Source organism: Acidithiobacillus sp. 'AMD consortium' (assembly GCF_008926505.1).
GTDB classification, from domain to species: domain Bacteria; phylum Pseudomonadota; class Gammaproteobacteria; order Acidithiobacillales; family Acidithiobacillaceae; genus Acidithiobacillus; species Acidithiobacillus ferridurans.
Genome location: NZ_CP044411.1, coordinates 1,565,436 through 1,583,291, shown reverse-complemented (window position 1 = coordinate 1,583,291; position 17,856 = coordinate 1,565,436). Strand labels below are relative to the sequence as shown.

22 protein-coding genes and 1 tRNA gene are annotated in these 17,856 nt (G+C 55.7%); 7 read left to right on the top strand and 16 right to left on the bottom strand.

Annotation, left to right across the window (positions count from 1 at the left end):
* Position 1: 1 nt before the first annotated feature.
* From F6A13_RS08230 to F6A13_RS08205, 6 genes are all read left to right on the top strand, one after another.
* On the top strand, positions 2 to 748 hold the full coding sequence (locus tag F6A13_RS08230) for a cytochrome b/b6 domain-containing protein (RefSeq protein WP_113525587.1): 747 nt from the start codon (positions 2 to 4) through the stop codon (positions 746 to 748).
* An 80-nt stretch (positions 749 to 828) separates the two neighbouring features.
* On the top strand, positions 829 to 1,137 hold the full coding sequence (locus F6A13_RS08225; protein ID WP_113525588.1) for a hypothetical protein: 309 nt from the start codon (positions 829 to 831) through the stop codon (positions 1,135 to 1,137).
* Between the two features lie 534 nt (positions 1,138 to 1,671).
* Entirely contained in the window at positions 1,672 to 2,499 is an 828-nt protein-coding gene (locus tag F6A13_RS08220) for a hypothetical protein (protein WP_113525589.1), read from the top strand.
* Positions 2,500 to 2,939: 440 nt separating this feature from the next.
* Entirely contained in the window at positions 2,940 to 3,143 is a 204-nt protein-coding gene (locus F6A13_RS08215; protein WP_113525876.1) for a hypothetical protein, read from the top strand.
* Positions 3,144 to 3,276: 133 nt separating this feature from the next.
* A complete protein-coding gene (locus F6A13_RS08210; protein WP_126605597.1) occupies positions 3,277 to 3,471 on the top strand; it encodes a hypothetical protein in 195 nt (64 codons plus the stop codon).
* 173 nt (positions 3,472 to 3,644) lie between these two features.
* A tRNA-Leu gene (locus tag F6A13_RS08205) sits at positions 3,645 to 3,729 on the top strand.
* Positions 3,730 to 3,822: 93 nt separating this feature from the next.
* Here the strand turns inward: F6A13_RS08205 and F6A13_RS15595 are convergent.
* The 13 genes from F6A13_RS15595 to F6A13_RS08145 all read right to left on the bottom strand — a co-directional run bounded on the left by F6A13_RS15595 (position 3,823) and on the right by F6A13_RS08145 (position 13,523).
* A complete protein-coding gene (locus F6A13_RS15595) occupies positions 3,823 to 3,972 on the bottom strand; it encodes a hypothetical protein (protein ID WP_225981768.1) in 150 nt (49 codons plus the stop codon).
* 113 nt (positions 3,973 to 4,085) lie between these two features.
* Entirely contained in the window at positions 4,086 to 4,508 is a 423-nt protein-coding gene (locus tag F6A13_RS08200; protein WP_151528144.1) for an HGGxSTG domain-containing protein, read from the bottom strand.
* 189 nt (positions 4,509 to 4,697) lie between these two features.
* Complete coding sequence (locus tag F6A13_RS08190) at positions 4,698 to 5,042, bottom strand: hypothetical protein (RefSeq protein ID WP_126605593.1); 345 nt, start codon at positions 5,040 to 5,042, stop codon at positions 4,698 to 4,700.
* 86 nt (positions 5,043 to 5,128) lie between these two features.
* Complete coding sequence (locus F6A13_RS08185) at positions 5,129 to 5,578, bottom strand: hypothetical protein (protein WP_126605592.1); 450 nt, start codon at positions 5,576 to 5,578, stop codon at positions 5,129 to 5,131.
* Complete coding sequence (locus F6A13_RS08180; protein WP_126605591.1) at positions 5,575 to 6,222, bottom strand: hypothetical protein; 648 nt, start codon at positions 6,220 to 6,222, stop codon at positions 5,575 to 5,577. Before F6A13_RS08180 ends, F6A13_RS08185 begins: the two co-directional genes overlap by 4 nt.
* On the bottom strand, positions 6,219 to 8,183 hold the full coding sequence (locus F6A13_RS08175; RefSeq protein WP_126605590.1) for a hypothetical protein: 1,965 nt from the start codon (positions 8,181 to 8,183) through the stop codon (positions 6,219 to 6,221). The genes F6A13_RS08180 and F6A13_RS08175 overlap by 4 nt, the downstream gene beginning before the upstream one ends.
* On the bottom strand, positions 8,176 to 9,057 hold the full coding sequence (locus tag F6A13_RS08170) for a toprim domain-containing protein (protein WP_172959386.1): 882 nt from the start codon (positions 9,055 to 9,057) through the stop codon (positions 8,176 to 8,178). The genes F6A13_RS08175 and F6A13_RS08170 overlap by 8 nt, the downstream gene beginning before the upstream one ends.
* Positions 9,054 to 9,260, bottom strand: a complete 207-nt coding sequence (locus F6A13_RS15360) for a hypothetical protein (RefSeq protein ID WP_172959385.1) — start codon at positions 9,258 to 9,260, stop codon at positions 9,054 to 9,056. Before F6A13_RS15360 ends, F6A13_RS08170 begins: the two co-directional genes overlap by 4 nt.
* Entirely contained in the window at positions 9,257 to 9,442 is a 186-nt protein-coding gene (locus tag F6A13_RS15985; RefSeq protein ID WP_126605588.1) for a helix-turn-helix transcriptional regulator, read from the bottom strand. The genes F6A13_RS15360 and F6A13_RS15985 overlap by 4 nt, the downstream gene beginning before the upstream one ends.
* 201 nt (positions 9,443 to 9,643) lie before the next feature.
* Positions 9,644 to 10,330 (bottom strand): hypothetical protein, encoded by a 687-nt coding sequence (locus F6A13_RS08160; protein WP_126605587.1) that lies wholly within the window; start codon positions 10,328 to 10,330, stop codon positions 9,644 to 9,646.
* Complete coding sequence (locus F6A13_RS08155; RefSeq protein ID WP_126605586.1) at positions 10,327 to 11,664, bottom strand: integrase family protein; 1,338 nt, start codon at positions 11,662 to 11,664, stop codon at positions 10,327 to 10,329. The genes F6A13_RS08160 and F6A13_RS08155 overlap by 4 nt, the downstream gene beginning before the upstream one ends.
* Before the next feature lie 282 nt (positions 11,665 to 11,946).
* The gene (locus F6A13_RS08150) at positions 11,947 to 12,705 is read right to left on the bottom strand and encodes a sulfite exporter TauE/SafE family protein (RefSeq protein WP_113525590.1); all 759 of its coding nucleotides are present in this window, start codon (positions 12,703 to 12,705) and stop codon (positions 11,947 to 11,949) included.
* Between the two features lie 140 nt (positions 12,706 to 12,845).
* A complete protein-coding gene (locus tag F6A13_RS08145; RefSeq protein ID WP_113525591.1) occupies positions 12,846 to 13,523 on the bottom strand; it encodes a thioredoxin fold domain-containing protein in 678 nt (225 codons plus the stop codon).
* 318 nt (positions 13,524 to 13,841) lie between these two features.
* On the opposite strand from F6A13_RS08145, the gene F6A13_RS08140 reads away from it, so the two are divergent.
* Positions 13,842 to 14,609 carry a DUF2249 domain-containing protein gene (locus F6A13_RS08140; RefSeq protein WP_126605585.1) on the top strand — a complete coding sequence of 256 codons (768 nt, stop codon included), beginning with the start codon at positions 13,842 to 13,844 and terminating at the stop codon, positions 14,607 to 14,609.
* A gap of 20 nt (positions 14,610 to 14,629) precedes the next feature.
* Here the strand turns inward: F6A13_RS08140 and pstA are convergent, their stop codons facing one another.
* From pstA to pstS, 3 genes are all read right to left on the bottom strand, one after another.
* Complete coding sequence (pstA, locus tag F6A13_RS08135) at positions 14,630 to 15,460, bottom strand: phosphate ABC transporter permease PstA (protein ID WP_225981767.1); 831 nt, start codon at positions 15,458 to 15,460, stop codon at positions 14,630 to 14,632.
* An 80-nt stretch (positions 15,461 to 15,540) separates the two neighbouring features.
* The gene (gene pstC / locus F6A13_RS08130) at positions 15,541 to 16,497 is read right to left on the bottom strand and encodes a phosphate ABC transporter permease subunit PstC (RefSeq protein ID WP_126605583.1); all 957 of its coding nucleotides are present in this window, start codon (positions 16,495 to 16,497) and stop codon (positions 15,541 to 15,543) included.
* Positions 16,498 to 16,623: 126 nt separating this feature from the next.
* Entirely contained in the window at positions 16,624 to 17,712 is a 1,089-nt protein-coding gene (pstS, locus tag F6A13_RS08125; protein WP_126605582.1) for a phosphate ABC transporter substrate-binding protein PstS, read from the bottom strand.
* Positions 17,713 to 17,856: the final 144 nt, after the last annotated feature.

Genomic DNA, 17,856 nt, shown 5'->3' with positions numbered 1-17,856 from the left:
AATGGCATCAACAACGGACACACGTTATATCCTGCACCCCGTCTGGGACCCGCTGCTGCGGACCCTGCATTGGTGGCTGGCGCTTACCATCATGGCGCAATTCACCTCCGGGGCGACTCTCCTGACCCTGGGTGATGACATGTCCGCCGCTCTGATGGAAAAGATCGACATCGTCCACGATTACGGCGGCTATGCTTTTGCCGCTGGGCTAGCGCTGCGCATCATCTGGCTCTTTGTCGGCCCGCCGACGGCGCGTTGGCGCGACCTCCTGCCCCTGACGTCAGCCCAGCGCCGCATCTGGCGGGAAACCCTCGCCTGCTATCTGAGCGGCTTCCGCCGCCCGATTTCCCCCTATCGGGGGCATAACGCTTTCGCCGGCCCCGCCTATCTCGCCTTTTTTGTCATTGCCGCGGCGCAGGTGATCTTGGGGATCACCCTCTCGCTCATGAGCGATAGTGAGGCAATGACCTCCCCCCTCATGACGGTACATGAATGGGGTTTCTTTCTGCTGCTTGCCTTCGTCATGGTCCATGTGGCGCTGGTGATCGCGCACGAGATCGCGGGCCGCCACGGCTTGGTATCGGCCATGATCCACGGCCACAAGGGATTCACCGAGTCGGAACACCAAGCCCTTCATGCCGATTGGGACGTTGCGTTCAGTGTCCAGGCGGACCTGAGCAGCGGGACGGAAGGGCTGGACGACATTACTTCAAATAACGGAGATGACACGAAACCCAGGAATGAGTGATGGATAGACGAGCAGAATCGAATTATATCATCCACTGGATTTCTACTAAATTTATCTGAATCAATACAGGAGAGTTCGCCATGACACCGAGAACATTCCACCAGGAGATAGGTAAAGAAAGTCAGATCACGACTGTCAGATTTCGTCATGCTGCCCTACGGGGGTTTATGATGATGATCCTTTTGACCGCGCCATTATCTGCCTATGCACGCGAAGATCATGCGCCAACTAATCCAAGGTATGAGACAAAAATACTGAAAGATAAAGCAGAATATTTAACGTACACCATGATTGTACAGATCAAGGATGGTCACTGGGAGGAAGTCATTAAGGATGCCCGTGAGGTTGCCGAGATCGGTAAACGAATACAGGCAATAAACGCTTATTGATGTGACTGCTGGCGCCAGCAGACCTTTATGACGGGCAAGAACGCTGCATCTGCCGGCTGGATGGCTTGGAGTAACGGACCCCACTTTTGCGGGGAAGGGACGGTGGGCGGAAACATACTGGATGGGCACGGACTGCCTGCGCACTACTACAGAACCGCAAGTTCGCTGTCATCCGGCAAAGGCTGCTGAGGATCCAGTCAGCCGTGTGTTGCCGCGTGTTGTTATAAGGCGCCTAAGCTCCTGCGCCCCATGAGTCAAGAACGGGTAATCACCACATCTCCTTGGCGCATCCGCACCAGAATTTGGTAAATTGTAAATATCTCAAAGGGTGAGATGTTACCGCACGCCCCAACTGCTCCCGGAATCTCCGAAAATCACTGTTGCGAAAGGAGCCAAAAACACCCATCCTTAACACCGTTCGAGGCCATCATTTCAGGCACTTTGAAATGGCGCCATTCCGCCCATCAGTGACAGGTGGTAATGACAATATAATCAATATGTTGAAAAGCGCTTCTTAAGGAATATGCCAGCAACATGAACGAACTAAAAATTTTTTCTGTTACCGCCTTGCTGGCAACGCTTATCATGAGCATCCAAGCCGTATGTGCAGATGATGCCATCCAAAATCCCTGTACCGGGCCGTCCGCATTGTTCGCCCTGCTAGATCGGCCCACGGTGTCTGACAGTGCCTGCGTGGTGCAATATGGCCAAGCCGTACTGGAAGCGGGTTACCAACATGCCAACCTTACAGGAACCGGAGGCGGCACTGCCGATAATTTTCCCGAGGCGGAATTGCGCTTTGGCCTACCGGGCCACAACGAATTCGTCCTGCTGCCGCCCAACGACAATCTGCAGCAGGTCCCAGGTAGCCCACATCTCCAGGGATTCTCGTCCACTACGGTCGGTATCAAGCACGAACTGGGCTATACCAAGCACTGGCTGGGCGCCGTGGAAAGCTTGTTTACCCTGCCCTCCGGAAGCCCGGCGTTTGGCAGCCGGGGGACAGGGGTAGCTTTTAACGGTATCGTTGACTATGCCCCCAGTAACGACACTGGGATATCCTTGCAATTGGGCGTCACATCTCAGACCAATCCCGCACTCGCAGGAGGTGGTCGCTTCACGAGCGTTAATCCGGATATCACCTTTACCTGGTTGCCTTTGTGGAATCTACAGTTCTACGGCGAGGTCTACGGACAAAGCCGCACTGGGCCGGGCCTGGGGTCCGGTTTTGATGCGGATGGCGGTGTGCAGTATCTGCTTACTCCCTACTGTGAGGTGGACCTCGAAGAAGGTGTGCGCTTGAGCGGAAACCTGGGTGGATTTACCCATTACTTCGGGGCAGGGATGGGTTTCCTGTTCTGATCCGTTAGGGTCCTCAAACAAAAGAGTATTCAGATGTCCTGATAATGCAACCGCCCCTCCCTCGTCGTAACCAGGCATTGCAAAGCGATGGGGGTGCGACAATTTGCCGCATGTAACCGTATCCGTATCATCTGTAAGATAACTTACCCTGGGACGAGGAATCTGGTGTCTGTCAGCGATAATCAGTGCGACCTCGCTTTAACGGTGCCTTTGGTGTCGTGCCGGGGTGAAGGTTAAATTCCAGGTCCAATCGGGGAGGTGAACGGTCTTGCCACTGTGACCAAATATGCCGAACTCCTTCATACGCCAGCTTGCGTCATCGCAGTCCACCTCGATAGTTAGCTCCATCGAGGTAGTTAAACTATCCATCACTGCACATGATAGTGCTTGGGCCAAGGGTGAGAGCGACTGATCGCATGCTCATTGAAAAGGACGCCATCATGAATAAGCTCCTCGTCATGCTGTTCGTAATAACCGCCGTTGCAGGGTGCTCGCGTTCCGATGGCCTGGATGATAGCCATACCGTGAAATGGTACATGGCGCACGATGCCGCCGCCTACCCCTCTTTTCTTGTGGGGTTTTTTGGGCCGGCGAATTCAAATAACAACCACCCTCCCTCTGCGCCCAGGAAACCTGAAGCGTAAAAGACCTCTCGTAAGGTGTCTGGTTGTTACGTCTTTCGCCATCTGAGCAAGAGAGAGACTGGTTCACGGTCTCCACCACCCCCAGGCGTAGCCATTACGCCAAACAAAGCGTCAGACCAAAGGCCGCAACGTCTTGTGGACAGGGGTAGACAATGTTTACGACACCATTACCTGCTCCCGTAACGTAAGCAATGGTGCCGGTGCCGATGTGATGAAGCGCGTCGCCGCCCCCATGGTGGGTGGCACGTTCAGCGCCGCGTTGCAGGCACTGCTGGTGATCCCGACCCTCTACACCCTGTGGCAGAAACGGCGATTGGGCCTGCGGTGAGGATGAGGTAACTCATCCGCCCAGAATGCAGAACCCGTTAAACTGCCAATCGGTTACGCGCCAAATGTCAGCACTAAACTCTGCCCAAGCCGCTGGGGCTGTGCTATCCTTCCGGTTCCCGGACGGAGGGGGACGGGGAGCAGGCAAATTCTGCTTTCTGTTGCCGCAGTCATGCCCAGGTGGCGAAATCGGTAGACGCAAGGGACTTAAAATCCCTCGGCTTATGCCGTGCCGGTTCGAGTCCGGCCCTGGGCACCATCTTATAAACCAATTGGTTAGGCATTTTCCCCATCATGACGAAATCCTTGATAAGTCGGTTTTGATAGGATTTTGATAGGTATTAGGGTGCGCTTATAGACAGCCCCACCCAAAGAATAACCCCTGCATCTGAAGATCCGGCATGGTGCGGCCGGGGGCGATAGGGTCGGCGGTGTGCGGGTCCAGGCGTTCCGGTGGTTCGGCAATGGCATCGCGGGTTTCTCCCTTAGCAGCTTCCGGCAAATTTGCCTTATGCTGGGGTGCGGCTCCTCCTGTGCTGGTTGCCTGTCGCGCCTTCGCCTGGGCTGCGAGCATTTCACGTAATTCAAGCCCTAGTTCAGTGCGGTAATATGGTGTCAGGTTCCGGGAAAGCCGCCGCGAATGGTGATGATTTGTTCAGTTGGGCCGCCGTCATTCAAGGCGTTGCGTTGCGTTTCCAGTGTGCAGAGCCGTCCCACGTAACGATCCAGCAGCGTATGAAAAGCAGCATCTGGGTATCCGCCAGACGCCTCGGTATCCAGGATGCGGGCAATCCGCACCCGTACCAGTTCTATTTCAGTATCCAGGGTGCCGATCAGCTTCTGGGATTCACCGGCACGCTCATGATCCTCTGGCGTCCAGCGTGATGCGTAAATACCGTGGGTCTTGGCGTTTTGATTGCCGTAACCGGGGCCGGGATTAGTACCGCCATGCAACTTGCAGCGTTTCCGGCCTGTTATCGGGTAACGGCGGCATGGGGTGCCTGCGCGAGTTTTAGCGCCGCAATATGTCGGCTTCATGGGATTGTTTCGCAAAAGTCACCACGTCGAAAACCGCCGTTCACTTCCGGCGTCGGCGCGGGCAGGCCACGAGTAGCGATCTCGTCGGTGCTGAGTTCCCGTAGCCCCCCGCCCGGCTCTCTCAGCAGGTGCGCCTGGACGCTCAGGTCGGGGCGAATAACGCTAAAGACAATCTCTACCGGTTCAGGCTCAGCCGCCAGTAGAGCCTCCATCTCTGCGCGTTCTGGCTCGCTCAAGTAAGGCATTAAAGCGCTGTAGTCGTTCGGATTCACTGAGTTCATTTACACTTACCTCTGCTTTAATTTCGGAAGGGATAAGGCGTGACAGTAACGCCATAAATGCACGCGGATCTTGACGCGCCTGCTCGACAAGCCACGCTTGCCCGCCAAGCTCATCAAGCGCACCCGTAATCATATTCTTCAGACTGGCCGTAGTTCGGTTCGGGACACCCTTGCGCCTACCCATGCCGGCGTTTGGTGGCTTCCGATTTCCAGCAATCGGCACTATTTTGCTGTGCTCGTCGTCGTCATTCATGGCTGTTTTCTCCTTTGCGTTGCATTTGGGTAGCACCTCGGCTGATTGCGTGCGCTGTAGGGGCTGTATGGGGGCTTGCTGGGCGTTCATTGCAGCTCCTCCAGAGCGTTGAGATTGTTCTCTATCAAATCCGCCAGCCGTTGCCGATATTTCTTGCCGCGTCGTGGGTCGGTGGCATCGTTGAAAAACCAGCGGCGCGGATCGGGGCCGGGGTTGCAGAACATGGTACGCAAGGCCACATCCTTTAATGTGTGGCTGGGCACTGCGGCGGTCAGGTAGTCGGAATGAACCATGTGGCGCGGGGCCATGAGTTCGGGATGATCGGCATAATTCACCCAATCGCCAGCAACGCCAATGGGCCGGTATTCCCGATTCAGCAGTACCATGTCGGTGGTGTTTGGGACGTTATGCCAGCAGTACGGCAGATGGATAACGGCCTCTCTGGGCAGGCGGCAGCCCAGTACGTCCAGCGCGCGCCTCAGCGAGTGGACAACGGCATTCGTTCTCCTGAAAAGGTGGCTGGCCTCACAAATCATGATTGCACCCCCGAAAACTCAGGGCACTGACGCGGTGCCGTTGGAAAAGCCGCTCGGTAGTCTCCACGATTCCCGGCTGGCGGTTGCCCGTCCACGGTCGCCAAACATCGGCCAATGGATAGCGGTTGCGGTCCAGGTTGGAAGCGGCAGCATTGCCCACAGGATACCCGCTGAGGGGCCATAGCTGGCGTTGGCTGCATCGTATCGGCTGGGGTGGTATCAGTGGTGCTCATGGCCGGTGCCGCATTCATGAGACGGTGGAGGATGGCGCCATGTTGTTCCGGGGTGAGTTCAGTCATGTCAGCGAAGCCGGGAACATCGCCGGGATCTTCGCCAAGGGATGACTCGGCCTGAATCGCCAGGCGTTCGGCCATTGCGTAATCGTCCACGCATTGATCAGACGGAAGCGGGGTGAACATCGGTTCCGCGTCACAGACTATTCTTGCCGGGGGCAAGTAGCCGGAATCAATGTTCACCATGTTCACCACGTTCACCTTTTGCAGTTCAGCCAGTAATTCAGCCTTGTTTTGCTTGATAATGTGGACCAGCCGGGCGGGGATGCCCTGAAACTTGAGCTTGTCCCCCTCGGCGGCGATGGTGCCGCCCGCCTTCGTGATCTCGATCAGCAGCTTTTTCGCGCTCATATTTCACCGTCCACTAAATCATCAGCGCCGGCAGCGGGATCATCATCTGTATCCCAGCACAACGGGCAACCTGAGCCGCCGCATTGGGGGCAGGTTTCCACTGTTTGGGGTTCCGGTTTCTGGGATGGGTGAACTTGGTGAACTTGGTGAACTTCATTTCCCGGTACTTGGGGCTGGGGAGAATAGTCCGGTGCCTGTACGTGAAGTACACAATGAACCCCATCCTTCCGCCGGGTGTTGTCCACGCGGGCGATGATCCCCATTTGACGAAGCGCCGGGGCATATCGCCGCATGGCATCCGCAAGCCCTTTTGGGCTGCGCGGCCAGTATTCGTCTCGTTCGTGATCCGGCTTGTGCTCGGTGAGTATTTCCAGCAATCCCTTGACGGTGCCCACGTACCGATTGCCGCGATCCACATAGGCCACCATCGCCGCCGCTACGGGGCTTGCATCAATCGTCCGGCCTATCGCGGTGCGTCGGTGATCGGTGTAGAGAGCGAGGAAGTGGCCTTCCGTGTATCCCTGCACTCGGGCGATGGCTTCACCCAACGTTGCAAAATCCGCCATGCGTGGCCGCTGTTCAGGGGGGATGTTTACCGAAGGCAGGATGGCTAAGGCTTCGCTGAACAGCGTCAACAGAGCACCCATGATTCCAGGTGCCGCCGCTTCGGTGGCCGTACTGATCTCGTCGTCAGTTCTTCGTACCATGATCTCGGGCAGGGTTATAGAGACTGCGCGATCCAGCAGATCGGGGCGGAGCACGACCGGGGAAATGCCGTTCAGCGCCACAGGGCAATGCGCCGTGAGCGTAGATTCTTCCCCATTCGTATAAAGCTGTCTCGCCGCGTAACCTCCACCCGTGCAGCAGGTGCAAAGCGCGTCGGACTGGTCGTTCGACAATCCGCTGAGATTTTCGTAACTGAGCAAGTGGGAGTTGCTGGCGCTGACGTAGATATCCTCAACTGTTTTTGGTTTCCCGCGTAGCTCCACTTGGTTAGGGTCAACGAAGCGCCGGAATGTGCGCTGTGCTGTGGACTTCGCCGCGCCTTGTTCCCCGGTGAGTTCCAGCAGGGCGTAGGGGGTATCTGGCCGGAAGCACTCGAGGATCCACGTCAGCACCAGCAGTCTTTCCTGCTTCGGCACGTTCACCAGATTCCAGAGCACGTCAACGCTGCCACCAGATACCGGCTCGGGAAGCGCCCTGGTGGCCTTGGTTCGGATGAATCGTACGGGCGGATCGTTCATGATGCGCCAGCCGGTCGCGGTTATCAGAATCGCCCGCCATTGGTCATCTCCAACATCCAGCCAGTACCCGGAGGAGTCTTTGCCGACCCGCCGCCGAGGTTCGTGCTCGTCACCGTCAAACTTGGCTTGACCGGCGAGAGCATTGCAGGCGCTTTTTACGGTCTCCGCTGATGGTGCCGTGCCCATCTCAGAATGAGCCAGCCAGGACAACCAATCCCGGAAGCCGGTGGAGTCAACGCGCCAATGTTCGCGGTGCCCGTCGCGTTCCAAACTGGCAAAACCGTTACCATCTCCATCATGCCAGAGTTCACAACGGGATGCGGCCAAATCCGCCAGCTCAGTGGCTTGGCTGCCGTCGCCGTCGCCACCGGAGGGGCTAATAAATTTGTCCAGTGTCCCCACATTGATCTTGCTGCACGCTGATTTAATCTCTGCGCGCCAAGCCTGGTATTCGCCGGGATCGTTATCCATGAGCGATTTCAACGTCGCGGCATGGGGCTTGAGCGATCTCCAGAATGCTGGCGCGTCTCCCGCTTGGGCGATGGCTAGAAGCTCGGCCATTGCAACCGTCGTTGAATCCACTGGCGCCTCCGGCTCCGGCAGGTCTTCAGCACCAGCGACAGGATCAGGGACAACTGACCGGTGCGGCGCCGGCGGCTCGAAGTCATCGCCATAGGGCGGTATGTTTTGCGTCCAATCTTCGGAATCGTCAAACATGCGCCACCCCCTGAGATTTCCGCCATACCGACCAGTCGTTGAAGTCGCTGAGTCCTTCTGGTGCATCCTTCGGGAACCTCGGCCAGATCCATTTCGCATGGCTGGCAACGGCGGCGGCTTTTGCCTTCGCCATCCCGATTTCGTCAGCGTCCGCAGCGACAACCAAATCAATCTGGGGGAATCGGCGGCGGGCTTCGACTGCCACGGCCTGAAGGTTTCCGCAGTCCAGCGCAGCGAGGACCACGGCCTCCGGCGAGAGTGCTGCCAAGCTCTGACCAGTGGCCCAGCCTTCACATATCAGCAGCCGCTTTCCCGGCTCCGGCTTCTTCCCATTTACTGGAATAAAACCGCCTTGCTTGTGCATCCCTTTGGTAAAGCGTTTTTCACCTGTAGGACTTATGGTCTGGATCCCGCGTAAGGGCCCCGGAAAATCCACGATAGGCAGAATCAGCATGTCTCCACGCTGGCGGGCAATACCGGGCGCAACGCCCTTGCGCTGCAAATACGGATGCGCTGGGTCCGCTGGCGCTGCATCGGCCCATATACTGATAGCCTTGGCTGAGGCTGCCGCATGGCGGGCTTCCTGTTCCTGTTCACGTTCGCGCTGAATGGCCCGTATGCGCTCGCGGTCGGCATCGGTGGCAGTGGACGCGCCATGTACCCAGTGATGCGTCTGGCCGGTTTTCCAGCTTCCGAAAATGCCAGCAGGTCGGCCATCGCTGAACCCACGCCAATAACCGTTGCGGGTTCCGGGTTTATCGCCCTGGACGTGGTAGCGAACGATGCCGGGAGTATCGAACTCGATTGTGTCCGGCTTGCTTGGCGTCAGGCCACATGCGGCCATATCGCTTAACACTTCGTTGGTAGGGGTCATCCCAGCACCCCCGCAATTTCGGCCAGGGCTTCCCGGATCAGCGCCAGGTCGTCGGCGGTGAGTGCAGCGTGTTGGACTGCCCTGCTCGCTGTCCAGAGATGGAAAATTGCACGGCGACCGCGTGGGCTGGTATGCTTCTGTGCGAGTGTGTTGCTGTGTGCCGCCGGGGTGCCCGCCCCGGTTTTCTTTTGGGCGGCGCTCATGCCGCCGCCTCCAGCCATTTATCAAGCTCATCCCTTAACCACACAACTGCGCCGGGTGATAACTTCCGGGGCTGCGGGGCTTTGCCCTCGCTGACATACCGCAAGAAAGTTGATCTTCCCAGCCCGCAATACTTCGCCGCTGCCTGGGCGCGTAACCCGCGTTGTTCGGTAATTGTTTTCATGTGTATCGGTCCTCTAAATGAATACCGATACCCAATCTATCCCCTATTTTGTGTCGTGCAACAATGTCCGGTTATGTCCCTTCCGTGCTCTATTGATGCCGGACTAAAGACAATAAAAATCCGGCGGTTAGGCCGGTTTCGTGTTTTCACTGCGAATGGAAAAGCTGTTACCTATTGTTGCTGAGCTATTACCAGTAACAATTAGTCATGGGTGGTCTGGCTTTTTATTGATGCCATCGTAGCTTCTGCTACGTAGTCTCTCTTCCATATTGACGCTTTTGTGCCTCTGTATTTTTTTTCAAGAGCTTTGCCTAGCGTTTCGGCTGTCAACTTCTGGCCGCTGTCCACCAGTTCCTGCGCCACGGCCACCAGCCTCTCGCCGCCTTCCAAATAAGCCGCGCTCTTTGTTGCGTTTGGAACGGGTCCGCGCGGCTTCTTCGTGCGAACCTGCACCACCGGCATGCCGGGGCTGTCCGGCTGAACCGGATCTCCGGTAGGTTGCGTGGCGTCCATAATCAGGTCTAGCCAATCCGCACGCGCTGCGGGGTTATTCTTCTTTACCCACTTCTGAAAGTCCGCCAAAAGGATAACGCTGGAATCCGTTTCAATGGTTTCGATGGTCGGGCGCATATCCGGCACCAGCATAGGCCACGCATACGTTTTGATGGCCCCTGACAGGATGTTGTCAATAAGCTGTTGCTGTACGGCCTTGTAAAGATCGGCCTCTTGCGGCGTAAAGCTCGGTCCCCAGAGCTGGTCCAGATAATCATCCAAGGGCGCTGACACGTCTGCGCGTCGGTTCACGTAGGCCCGGTGCTCTGGCCCTCTGACGTAGGTATCTGTGGCCACATCAATGAATTGCCGGGTATTCATCGCCTGGACGGTCATCCCGCACCCCCAGCCCGGAGCGGTACGACTATTGCAGTATCTTGCACCAGCCACCTTTCCAGCTTGGCAAGAGCTTCCGCCTTGGCGTCCATGTGGGCACTTTTGTCATAATGCTTGTCTTGCACCCCAGATACGCCATGACTCATCAACTGCGCCCGGTCGTCCTTGCTGATACGGAGCTTGCCGCTCATGATGGTTTCAAGGCTCCGGCGTATATCGCTCAGACGGAACGTATCGGTCGCTTCGCCACGCTCAACCATTGCCTTGCTCAGATCCGTGATGTAGCGACTGGCACTATCGAGAAGCGCCGGGCCGGCACCAGTGATGGTGAACAGCAGGTCCGTACCGAGAAGCGCAGAGCGGTTGGCGAATTCATCCAGCAGCCCCTTAGCCATACCCTGAACGGGTAATACATGCTTCCTTGGCGTGGCGCGTCTCCCTTTGGGATCGTACAAGGTGAGCTCGCCATCTTGATAATCTCGCACGGTGGCCCGAATAAGCTGCGTGTACCGCTGGCCGCCAAGTAAAATCAGAGCTTGCAAGGCCAGAGATAACGGGTGGCTGTCTGCCCTCAACCGTGCCCACAGCGCCCTGAATTCCTGCTCGCTCAGGTTGCGATCCCTCGCCCTGGACGTGCCTGCCGGGATGCCGTCAATCGGGTTTGTGGTAAGCATCATGCCTGCACTGGCGTCCTGTAGCGGGTCCAGGTCGGCACGGAGCGCGGTGCTGTATGCACTTCTAAGGTAGGAACGTAGCTTCCGCATTTTATCGGTGTGTCCGTCCGTTTTTCCATATCGCCGCAGGATGCCCACCCACTCAAGCGGCGTTACACTGGCTGCATCGCGGTCGGCAAGCGCCGGGTAGTCCCGCAGAAGGTTATTGAACTCATTGGCTACGGAACCTGTGCTGATTTTTCCTCGCGCCCGCATGTTATCCAGGTAATTGTTCAGGAGCTTTTCAACGGTCCTGAGACTGCGGGCACGTTCTTCTGCTTCGTGAGCGGCCTTGGAACGTAGCGCGGCCTCGGTCTGCATTTTCTGGTGCAAGAGTAAGTCGCCGCCTGGGGCATCGCGGCGCTCTTTGATGAGCTCAAGAGCCTTTGCTCTGGCCTGCGCCAAGGTCAGCAACTGTGCGGTTCCTGAATCGGGCTTGATGACGATACGGCGGGTTTTGCCACGCACGTTATAGCTGTAATACCACGTCGCCCCTGTCGGCCAGTATCGAAGCGATAGACTGCCTTCGCCTGCGCCCATGTTCTGATTCAACCAGCCGGATTTCCCGGATGCGATAGCCGCTTTGACTTCGCGGTCGGTGAGTGCTGTCTTGGTCGCCATAGCCTGAATCCTTTGATAAGTCTTTGATAGGAATTATAGCGGGCTTGGGCGGGATTGCAAGGGATAAATCAGGAAAAGAACAACAACTAAGCTACTGTTTTTTATCGATGCCGTTCTTATCAACAAACCGCATGGGATTAGGTGGGACGCCTACAATAATCACTTAAAATCCCTCGGCTTATGCCGTGCCGGTTCGAGTCCGGCCCTGGGCACCATCTTATAAACCAATTGGTTACACGAATACGCGATGCGATTTATGCGATGCGAACTGCGCTTTCGCTGTCAAACCCAAAGCCTGACAGCCATCGCAAGTATGACTATCGCCATTATTACCTTGACCCACAGTTTTCCGCGGCGACTCATGGTAAGCCTCGTGGCCAGTCTCGCACCAATCATACCACCCATACCGATGACGATGCCCGCACCCCAGTGAACCTGCCCCATCCAGGCAAAGATAACGAGAGTCGGTAAGGTGTACAATGCGATAATTAGGGTTTTATAAGCGGCTACCTGGGCGAGATCTCTGGTGAGGAAATGGCGCAGTGCGAAGATAAAGAGAAAACCGATACCGAGCTGCATAAAGCCACCGTAAAACCCTAGAGCGAGCAGCGTTGGGTAGAGCCAGGGCGACGCATCGCCATCTGGACGTGTGGATTCTCCGGTAGCAAATTTTGGAAGAAACATTGTGGCAGTGCTAACTGCCAGTACAATCACCAATATACGCTGAAACCAGAGATTGCCGATATGGATACCTGCAATGGCGCCCAGCATGGCGCCCGGCAGCGTCCACAGCGCCAGCTTTATTCCCATTTTCAGATCCACCAGGTTATGGTGGTAAAAGGTGCGCGCTGCGGTGAGATTTTCCAAAAGGATGCCGATGCGGTTGGTGCCGTTTGCGGCGATTGGATCAAGGCCCACGAAAATGAGCGCAGGCAGGGTCAGCATGGACCCCGCACCCGCCAGAACATTGACGAACCCGGCACCTATACCGGCAAGGAACAAACCAGGAAGGACCCACCATACTGTGCTGAGTGATTGCATCGTGAGGTTATATCAACTCTGGTTAAAATGGCGTAAGAAATTCCGCCAAATTCCAAAGTCCACTATACGGACGTCGATACGCACCGGCTCACTGCGTTTGATCTGGAGACGGCAGCCTGATGGCAGCATTTTTATTCAGATCATTGAATTTGCGGTAGCAGTTCCGTGAGCTTCTTCTCGCTTATCAATCCCGTTATCAGACCAAGCTTGCCTTTTTTGGGCAGATAAATAATATCCGGGAGATCGTCGACGCCTATTTCCTGCAAGAATACATTGTTTGCCTCTATCTTTTTGATCGCTGCGATGGTTTTTGGTGACGCCTTGCCGATTGCGTCCGTAGCTCGTGCGAGGTTGGCTGGCTTGCCTGTCTTCATGCCCTTAGCAATGGCATCTTCGGCCTTTTGTAAGGCCGCTACAGGGTTATCAGCCTGTAATATGGCGGCAGCCTCCGGCATGCTGCTGGGCTTTATTATAGCGACAGGGACATAGCGGACGGTCAATTTTCCTTCTCGAATGAGACGGGCTTCGGTCACATATAAAAGATGACAGAATGGGCAATTTGTATCCGTAAAATCGTAAACGACAGGCCCCTGGTGGCCCTCTTGGATATAGGTAAGTTTTTTCCCCATCAGTTGCCAGAAATCGCTCGGAGTCATTTTAGAGGGTGTGGCAGTCATGCTGGACGTTGCAGTAGCGGTCGCCGCGCTTCCTGTGGAGGTTGACGAAGGAGGTGTTTTTTTTGCACAAGCCGAAATAGACGATACCAACCACGCTGCCAATAATGTACGAGCCATGATCACCAGTGACTTTTTAAACATTAGTTTCTGCCTAATTTCAGGTAAGATAAGCGAAATAAATTTGAGCTAGCGCCTTTCTGGCACTCGCCTTTGCGGAGCTCTTCTACGGATCTCGGCATGCGCCAACTGCTAAGCTGTAATCTATCATATGAGGCGAGATATCGCACTCCTGACGCCCAGGGAAAGCGGTCCGGTGACGGACGGGCTTACCCGTATTGCAATCCCGGTCTCCAGACTTCATCATGATGGACCGGCGTGCTTTTCTCTGCAGACGCACCATAAGTTAGGGTCTGTTGCCGTCCCAGGCACCGCCGAACTTGCTATCAAGGACTTCACACCATGTCAATTCAATCAGCAATATCGCCCGCACCCAGAGTCTCGGCCCAGAACGTGATCGACGTGTGTGGCATGCCTTACGCGGTGGCGCAACCCCTGATTTACGCCGCTACGATCCGCCTGGCAATAGGGCAGCAGGTACGGGTATTGGCGGACACGGATCCTAGCGCCATGATGCGGGCAGTGGCTTTTCAGTTGCGCGATGCCATCTCTTGGCGTTTTGAAACGGATGGCAAACTCTGGCAGATAGACATACGACCTCGCGCCGAAGCGGAAGCCAAGGATGTGGTAGACCTACTGACCTGGGATCACTACCGCCTGGACTGCCAGTTTGCTGACATTCTGGCTGCCGCCAACCAAAATCGGATCACCGATGCAGAAACCCTCTTCAGCGATTACTGGATCGGTCTCCGCCGCCACGTCCATCTGGAGAACAATATCCTCGGTCCGATATTGGGTGGCGGAGAGATAAAAGGTCCACTTGCGGACATGCTCCTTGAACACGACAGCATCATCGTCCAGTCCAAACTGGTGGAAGAGACGTTGATGGAAAAGGATTATGGTATGTTGCCCGCTATTTGCGCAGTGCTTTCCGGATCCCTGGCCAAACATGAAAACCGCGAAGAAAACACCCTCTTCCCTATCTGGCAAACCACCGACAATAGCGACCGGGGCCGCGCTGCCGAGTTCCTGGCCCGCTCCAAAGAGGTGCTGGCGGGCGCAGAGGATCAGCAAGTCAACGGGATCTTCCCCGGTTGCGCGCGGAAATAAGGGGCAGCACACCGGCCTTCTTATCCCTGATAAACGCCCATGCGACGTTGTCCGCGTATCAGTAACCAGCGACCGGCCAGGATCAGGATCAGCACGCCCCCGGTAATCAGAAAAGCCGCTGCAAATGCGAGCATATGAGATTCAGTAAAAGGTTCGTTGATAAACGTCCATATGACGTAGGTCAGGTAGCCGATGGGCTCTTTGGTAAACTGTCCATTCCACATGTAGTTGGACCAACCCGCCGTATACAGGAGCGGCGCTGTTTCTCCCATGGACAGCGCGACGGCATAAAAAAGCCCCGTCATGATCGCCGGTGCCGCGCCTGGCAGGAGTATCTGTAGCACTACACGCCCTTCGCCCGCGCCCAGGCCGTAACCCGCCTCACGTACCGCCAGCGGAATATTGGCCATCGCCAGTTCGGTGGAGCGGGCGACGTAGGGCAGCAACATCACTGTCAGGGTGATGATTCCAGCCGCTACCGAGAACTGCCAACCCAGATAAATGACCATGGTGATATAGCCGACATAGCCCAGCACGATGGACGGGATGCCGACCAGCACATCGGAAAGAAAACGCAGCATTTTTCCGGCTCCGCCGTATCCATGCTCGCTCAGGTATATTCCGGCAGAAATGCCGATTGGTGCCGCCAGCAGCAACGCCCCGACGGACATGACAACGGAGCCCTCGATAGCATTTTTGAGACCACCACCGATACCATTGGTAATGTCCGTTAACAATTTTGGCGTCAACGCCGGCCATGCGTGAATGACCACGTCCCCAACAATGGAAATAAACATCGCCGCAAGAAAAAGAAACGAGAACACCACGAACAACCAAGCGAATGCGGACATTATGCGCCTGTATAAAGATACCTTGAAGCCCTTCGCGCGGGATATGGTGGTAATGCTGCTTTCAACTGTCTTGCTGGCCATCAGCGTACCCTCGCCATCCACAGTAGTAAACGCGCTGCAAAGTTCACTACCACCGTAATGACCAGGAGCACCAGGGCAATTTCCGAAAGCGCCTCAACGGCCATATTCGTCGGATCCTGTAGTGCGCTATCCAGTTGTGAAGCAATAAATGCGGCCATGGTGGAGATCGGCGCATAAATGTTGTTGGGCAGATAATTCAGCGCATTGCCACTGACCATCAGAACCGCCATGGTTTCTCCCAGGGCTCGGCCCAGGGCGAGAATACCCACTCCGATCAACACGGTCTTCAACTTGGGCAGGGTGATATGCCAGAAAACCTCCAGGCGGTTCAGGCCCAGACTCAGACCCGCTTCCTTCAAAGCAGGTTCCGTCATCTGGATGGACTCTCGCAGGGTGGCAGAAATCAGTGGAATGATCATTACCGCCAGCACAAAGGCCGAAGTAAGCAGCCCATAGCCACTCCCCGGATCACCGCCGAGGAACGGAATCAAAGAAAACGTCTTGGCCATAAAGGGGAAAATAGTCTGGCCAAAAAGCGGTACCAGCAGGGCGTATCCCCATAGTCCATAAACGACGCTGGGAATGGCCGCCAGCAAATCAACGAAAAGAGACAACGGGCCGGCCCAGGATTTGCGCACCCCTTCACTCAGGAAATATGCCGCCCCGATCGCTATAGGCATCGCCATCAACATGGCCAGTATCGAACTGACAATGGTGCCAACGACAAGAAACCAGATCCCATATTTTGCCCCGGGCATGATCTGCGCGCCGTGTACATCAACCGGGTTACCATATAGATTCCCCAGATTCCAGTCGTTCGTCCACAAAAAATGAAGCTGATTAAACTGAATAGCCGGCCATGAATAAATGACCAAAAATACAATCAATGCAATTAATGAAAGCGGTAAAAAGCTAGCCGTAACGATCAGCCCTACTCTAAATACAGGAGTTTTCATCCCACAAATCTCCCGGCACTTGGAGCATCTGGATAGTCGGCATCAATAATCATAAAAATATACAGAGGAGTCCTGCATGGGAGATGGGAAGAGCCAGGGTACACAGCCCCGGCTCCGGCACAACCCTTACTGAATTTCCGCGATCTGCTTGCGGGAAAGCTTCGCAGCGCTATCGGGCAGCGGCACAAAGTTCACTGCAGTGATGAAGTGTGGCGCATTACCACCCTTCGGATCAATAGCCCAGTTCAGGAACTTACGCATGGACATAGCCACTTCGGTATTGGGCTGCGTCTTGCTGACGATCGCATATTCGTAGTTGATGATGGGATAGGAATTGGCACCTGGTGCATAGACCAGACTAATCCGCTCGTCAGCCGGGGTCTTTTGTACCATCTCACCCGCTGCAGCCTTGGCATTCGCCACCGTCGGCAGTACGAACTTGCCGGCGCGGTTTTCCAGCATGGCCATTCCCAGATGGGCCTCTTCCACTGGCTTCTTCCAACTAATGCCAATATAGGCGATACCGTAAGGTGTCGTTTTCAGGGCCTGCACCATGCCGGGGTTACCTTCCGCACCAATGCCACCAGGGACTGCTGGCCAGCTCACCGTTGTGCTGTAACCCACGCTATTGCTCCATGCAGGGGTCGTATCAGACAGATAGGTGGTGAAAATGAAGGTATCACCGGATCCATCGGTACGATGCACCGGAATAATCTTGTGCTTGGGCAGCTTTATGCCGGGATTCAGCTTAGCAATGGCCACATCATCCCAGTTGGTGATCTTGCCGGAGTAGATGCCTGCGAGCACCGGACCGGACAGCTTCAGATGCACGTTATTCAGACCGGGAACGTTGTAATTGATCATTTGAATGGAGATGGCCAGCGGGATGTTCAGGATATTGGGATGCTGCTTGATCTGAGCGTCACTCATGTAGGCATCAGAAGCGCCGATCTGGGCCACCCCAGAGATCGCCTCAGCGATGCCGGTACCGCTGCCCGTGCCCTGGGTGGTGATCTGAATGCCAGGGTTCATCTTGGTGTACACAGGAACCCACAGATTGAAGAGTGGGTACAGCAGGGTGGAGCCGGTTTCCAACAGCGAGATGGTCGGAGCTGCCGAAGCAGGCAGGGCATACAGGGCAGAAAGGCCCAACGCGGACAGAATTACGGCACCTTTGACACTACGTGTTACTTCTTCTTTCAAGCGATGCAGCATAAGGCCTCCAAAGATGGCAGATACGTTGATTTACGACTTATCCACAGAACATCCCGCATCCAGACAGCACGATAGTGCCATCTTCAGCGAAACTCGAAGGGCAATCTAACATAGTAATATGACACTTTGATGAAAGATTTATGT

Coding starts and splice junctions, on each gene's coding strand:
- F6A13_RS08230 (WP_113525587.1), top strand. CDS start 2: ATGGCATCAACAACGGACACACGTTATATCCTGCACCCCGTCTGGGAC.
- F6A13_RS08225 (WP_113525588.1), top strand. CDS start 829: ATGACACCGAGAACATTCCACCAGGAGATAGGTAAAGAAAGTCAGATC.
- F6A13_RS08220 (WP_113525589.1), top strand. CDS start 1,672: ATGAACGAACTAAAAATTTTTTCTGTTACCGCCTTGCTGGCAACGCTT.
- F6A13_RS08215 (WP_113525876.1), top strand. CDS start 2,940: ATGAATAAGCTCCTCGTCATGCTGTTCGTAATAACCGCCGTTGCAGGG.
- F6A13_RS08200 (WP_151528144.1), bottom strand. CDS start 4,508: ATGAAGCCGACATATTGCGGCGCTAAAACTCGCGCAGGCACCCCATGC.
- F6A13_RS08190 (WP_126605593.1), bottom strand. CDS start 5,042: ATGAATGACGACGACGAGCACAGCAAAATAGTGCCGATTGCTGGAAAT.
- F6A13_RS08185 (WP_126605592.1), bottom strand. CDS start 5,578: ATGATTTGTGAGGCCAGCCACCTTTTCAGGAGAACGAATGCCGTTGTC.
- F6A13_RS08180 (WP_126605591.1), bottom strand. CDS start 6,222: ATGAGCGCGAAAAAGCTGCTGATCGAGATCACGAAGGCGGGCGGCACC.
- F6A13_RS08175 (WP_126605590.1), bottom strand. CDS start 8,183: ATGTTTGACGATTCCGAAGATTGGACGCAAAACATACCGCCCTATGGC.
- F6A13_RS08170 (WP_172959386.1), bottom strand. CDS start 9,057: ATGACCCCTACCAACGAAGTGTTAAGCGATATGGCCGCATGTGGCCTG.
- F6A13_RS15360 (WP_172959385.1), bottom strand. CDS start 9,260: ATGAGCGCCGCCCAAAAGAAAACCGGGGCGGGCACCCCGGCGGCACAC.
- F6A13_RS15985 (WP_126605588.1), bottom strand. CDS start 9,442: ATGAAAACAATTACCGAACAACGCGGGTTACGCGCCCAGGCAGCGGCG.
- F6A13_RS08160 (WP_126605587.1), bottom strand. CDS start 10,330: ATGACCGTCCAGGCGATGAATACCCGGCAATTCATTGATGTGGCCACA.
- F6A13_RS08155 (WP_126605586.1), bottom strand. CDS start 11,664: ATGGCGACCAAGACAGCACTCACCGACCGCGAAGTCAAAGCGGCTATC.
- F6A13_RS08150 (WP_113525590.1), bottom strand. CDS start 12,705: ATGCAATCACTCAGCACAGTATGGTGGGTCCTTCCTGGTTTGTTCCTT.
- F6A13_RS08145 (WP_113525591.1), bottom strand. CDS start 13,523: ATGTTTAAAAAGTCACTGGTGATCATGGCTCGTACATTATTGGCAGCG.
- F6A13_RS08140 (WP_126605585.1), top strand. CDS start 13,842: ATGTCAATTCAATCAGCAATATCGCCCGCACCCAGAGTCTCGGCCCAG.
- pstA (WP_225981767.1), bottom strand. CDS start 15,460: ATGTCCGCATTCGCTTGGTTGTTCGTGGTGTTCTCGTTTCTTTTTCTT.
- pstC (WP_126605583.1), bottom strand. CDS start 16,497: ATGAAAACTCCTGTATTTAGAGTAGGGCTGATCGTTACGGCTAGCTTT.
- pstS (WP_126605582.1), bottom strand. CDS start 17,712: ATGCTGCATCGCTTGAAAGAAGAAGTAACACGTAGTGTCAAAGGTGCC.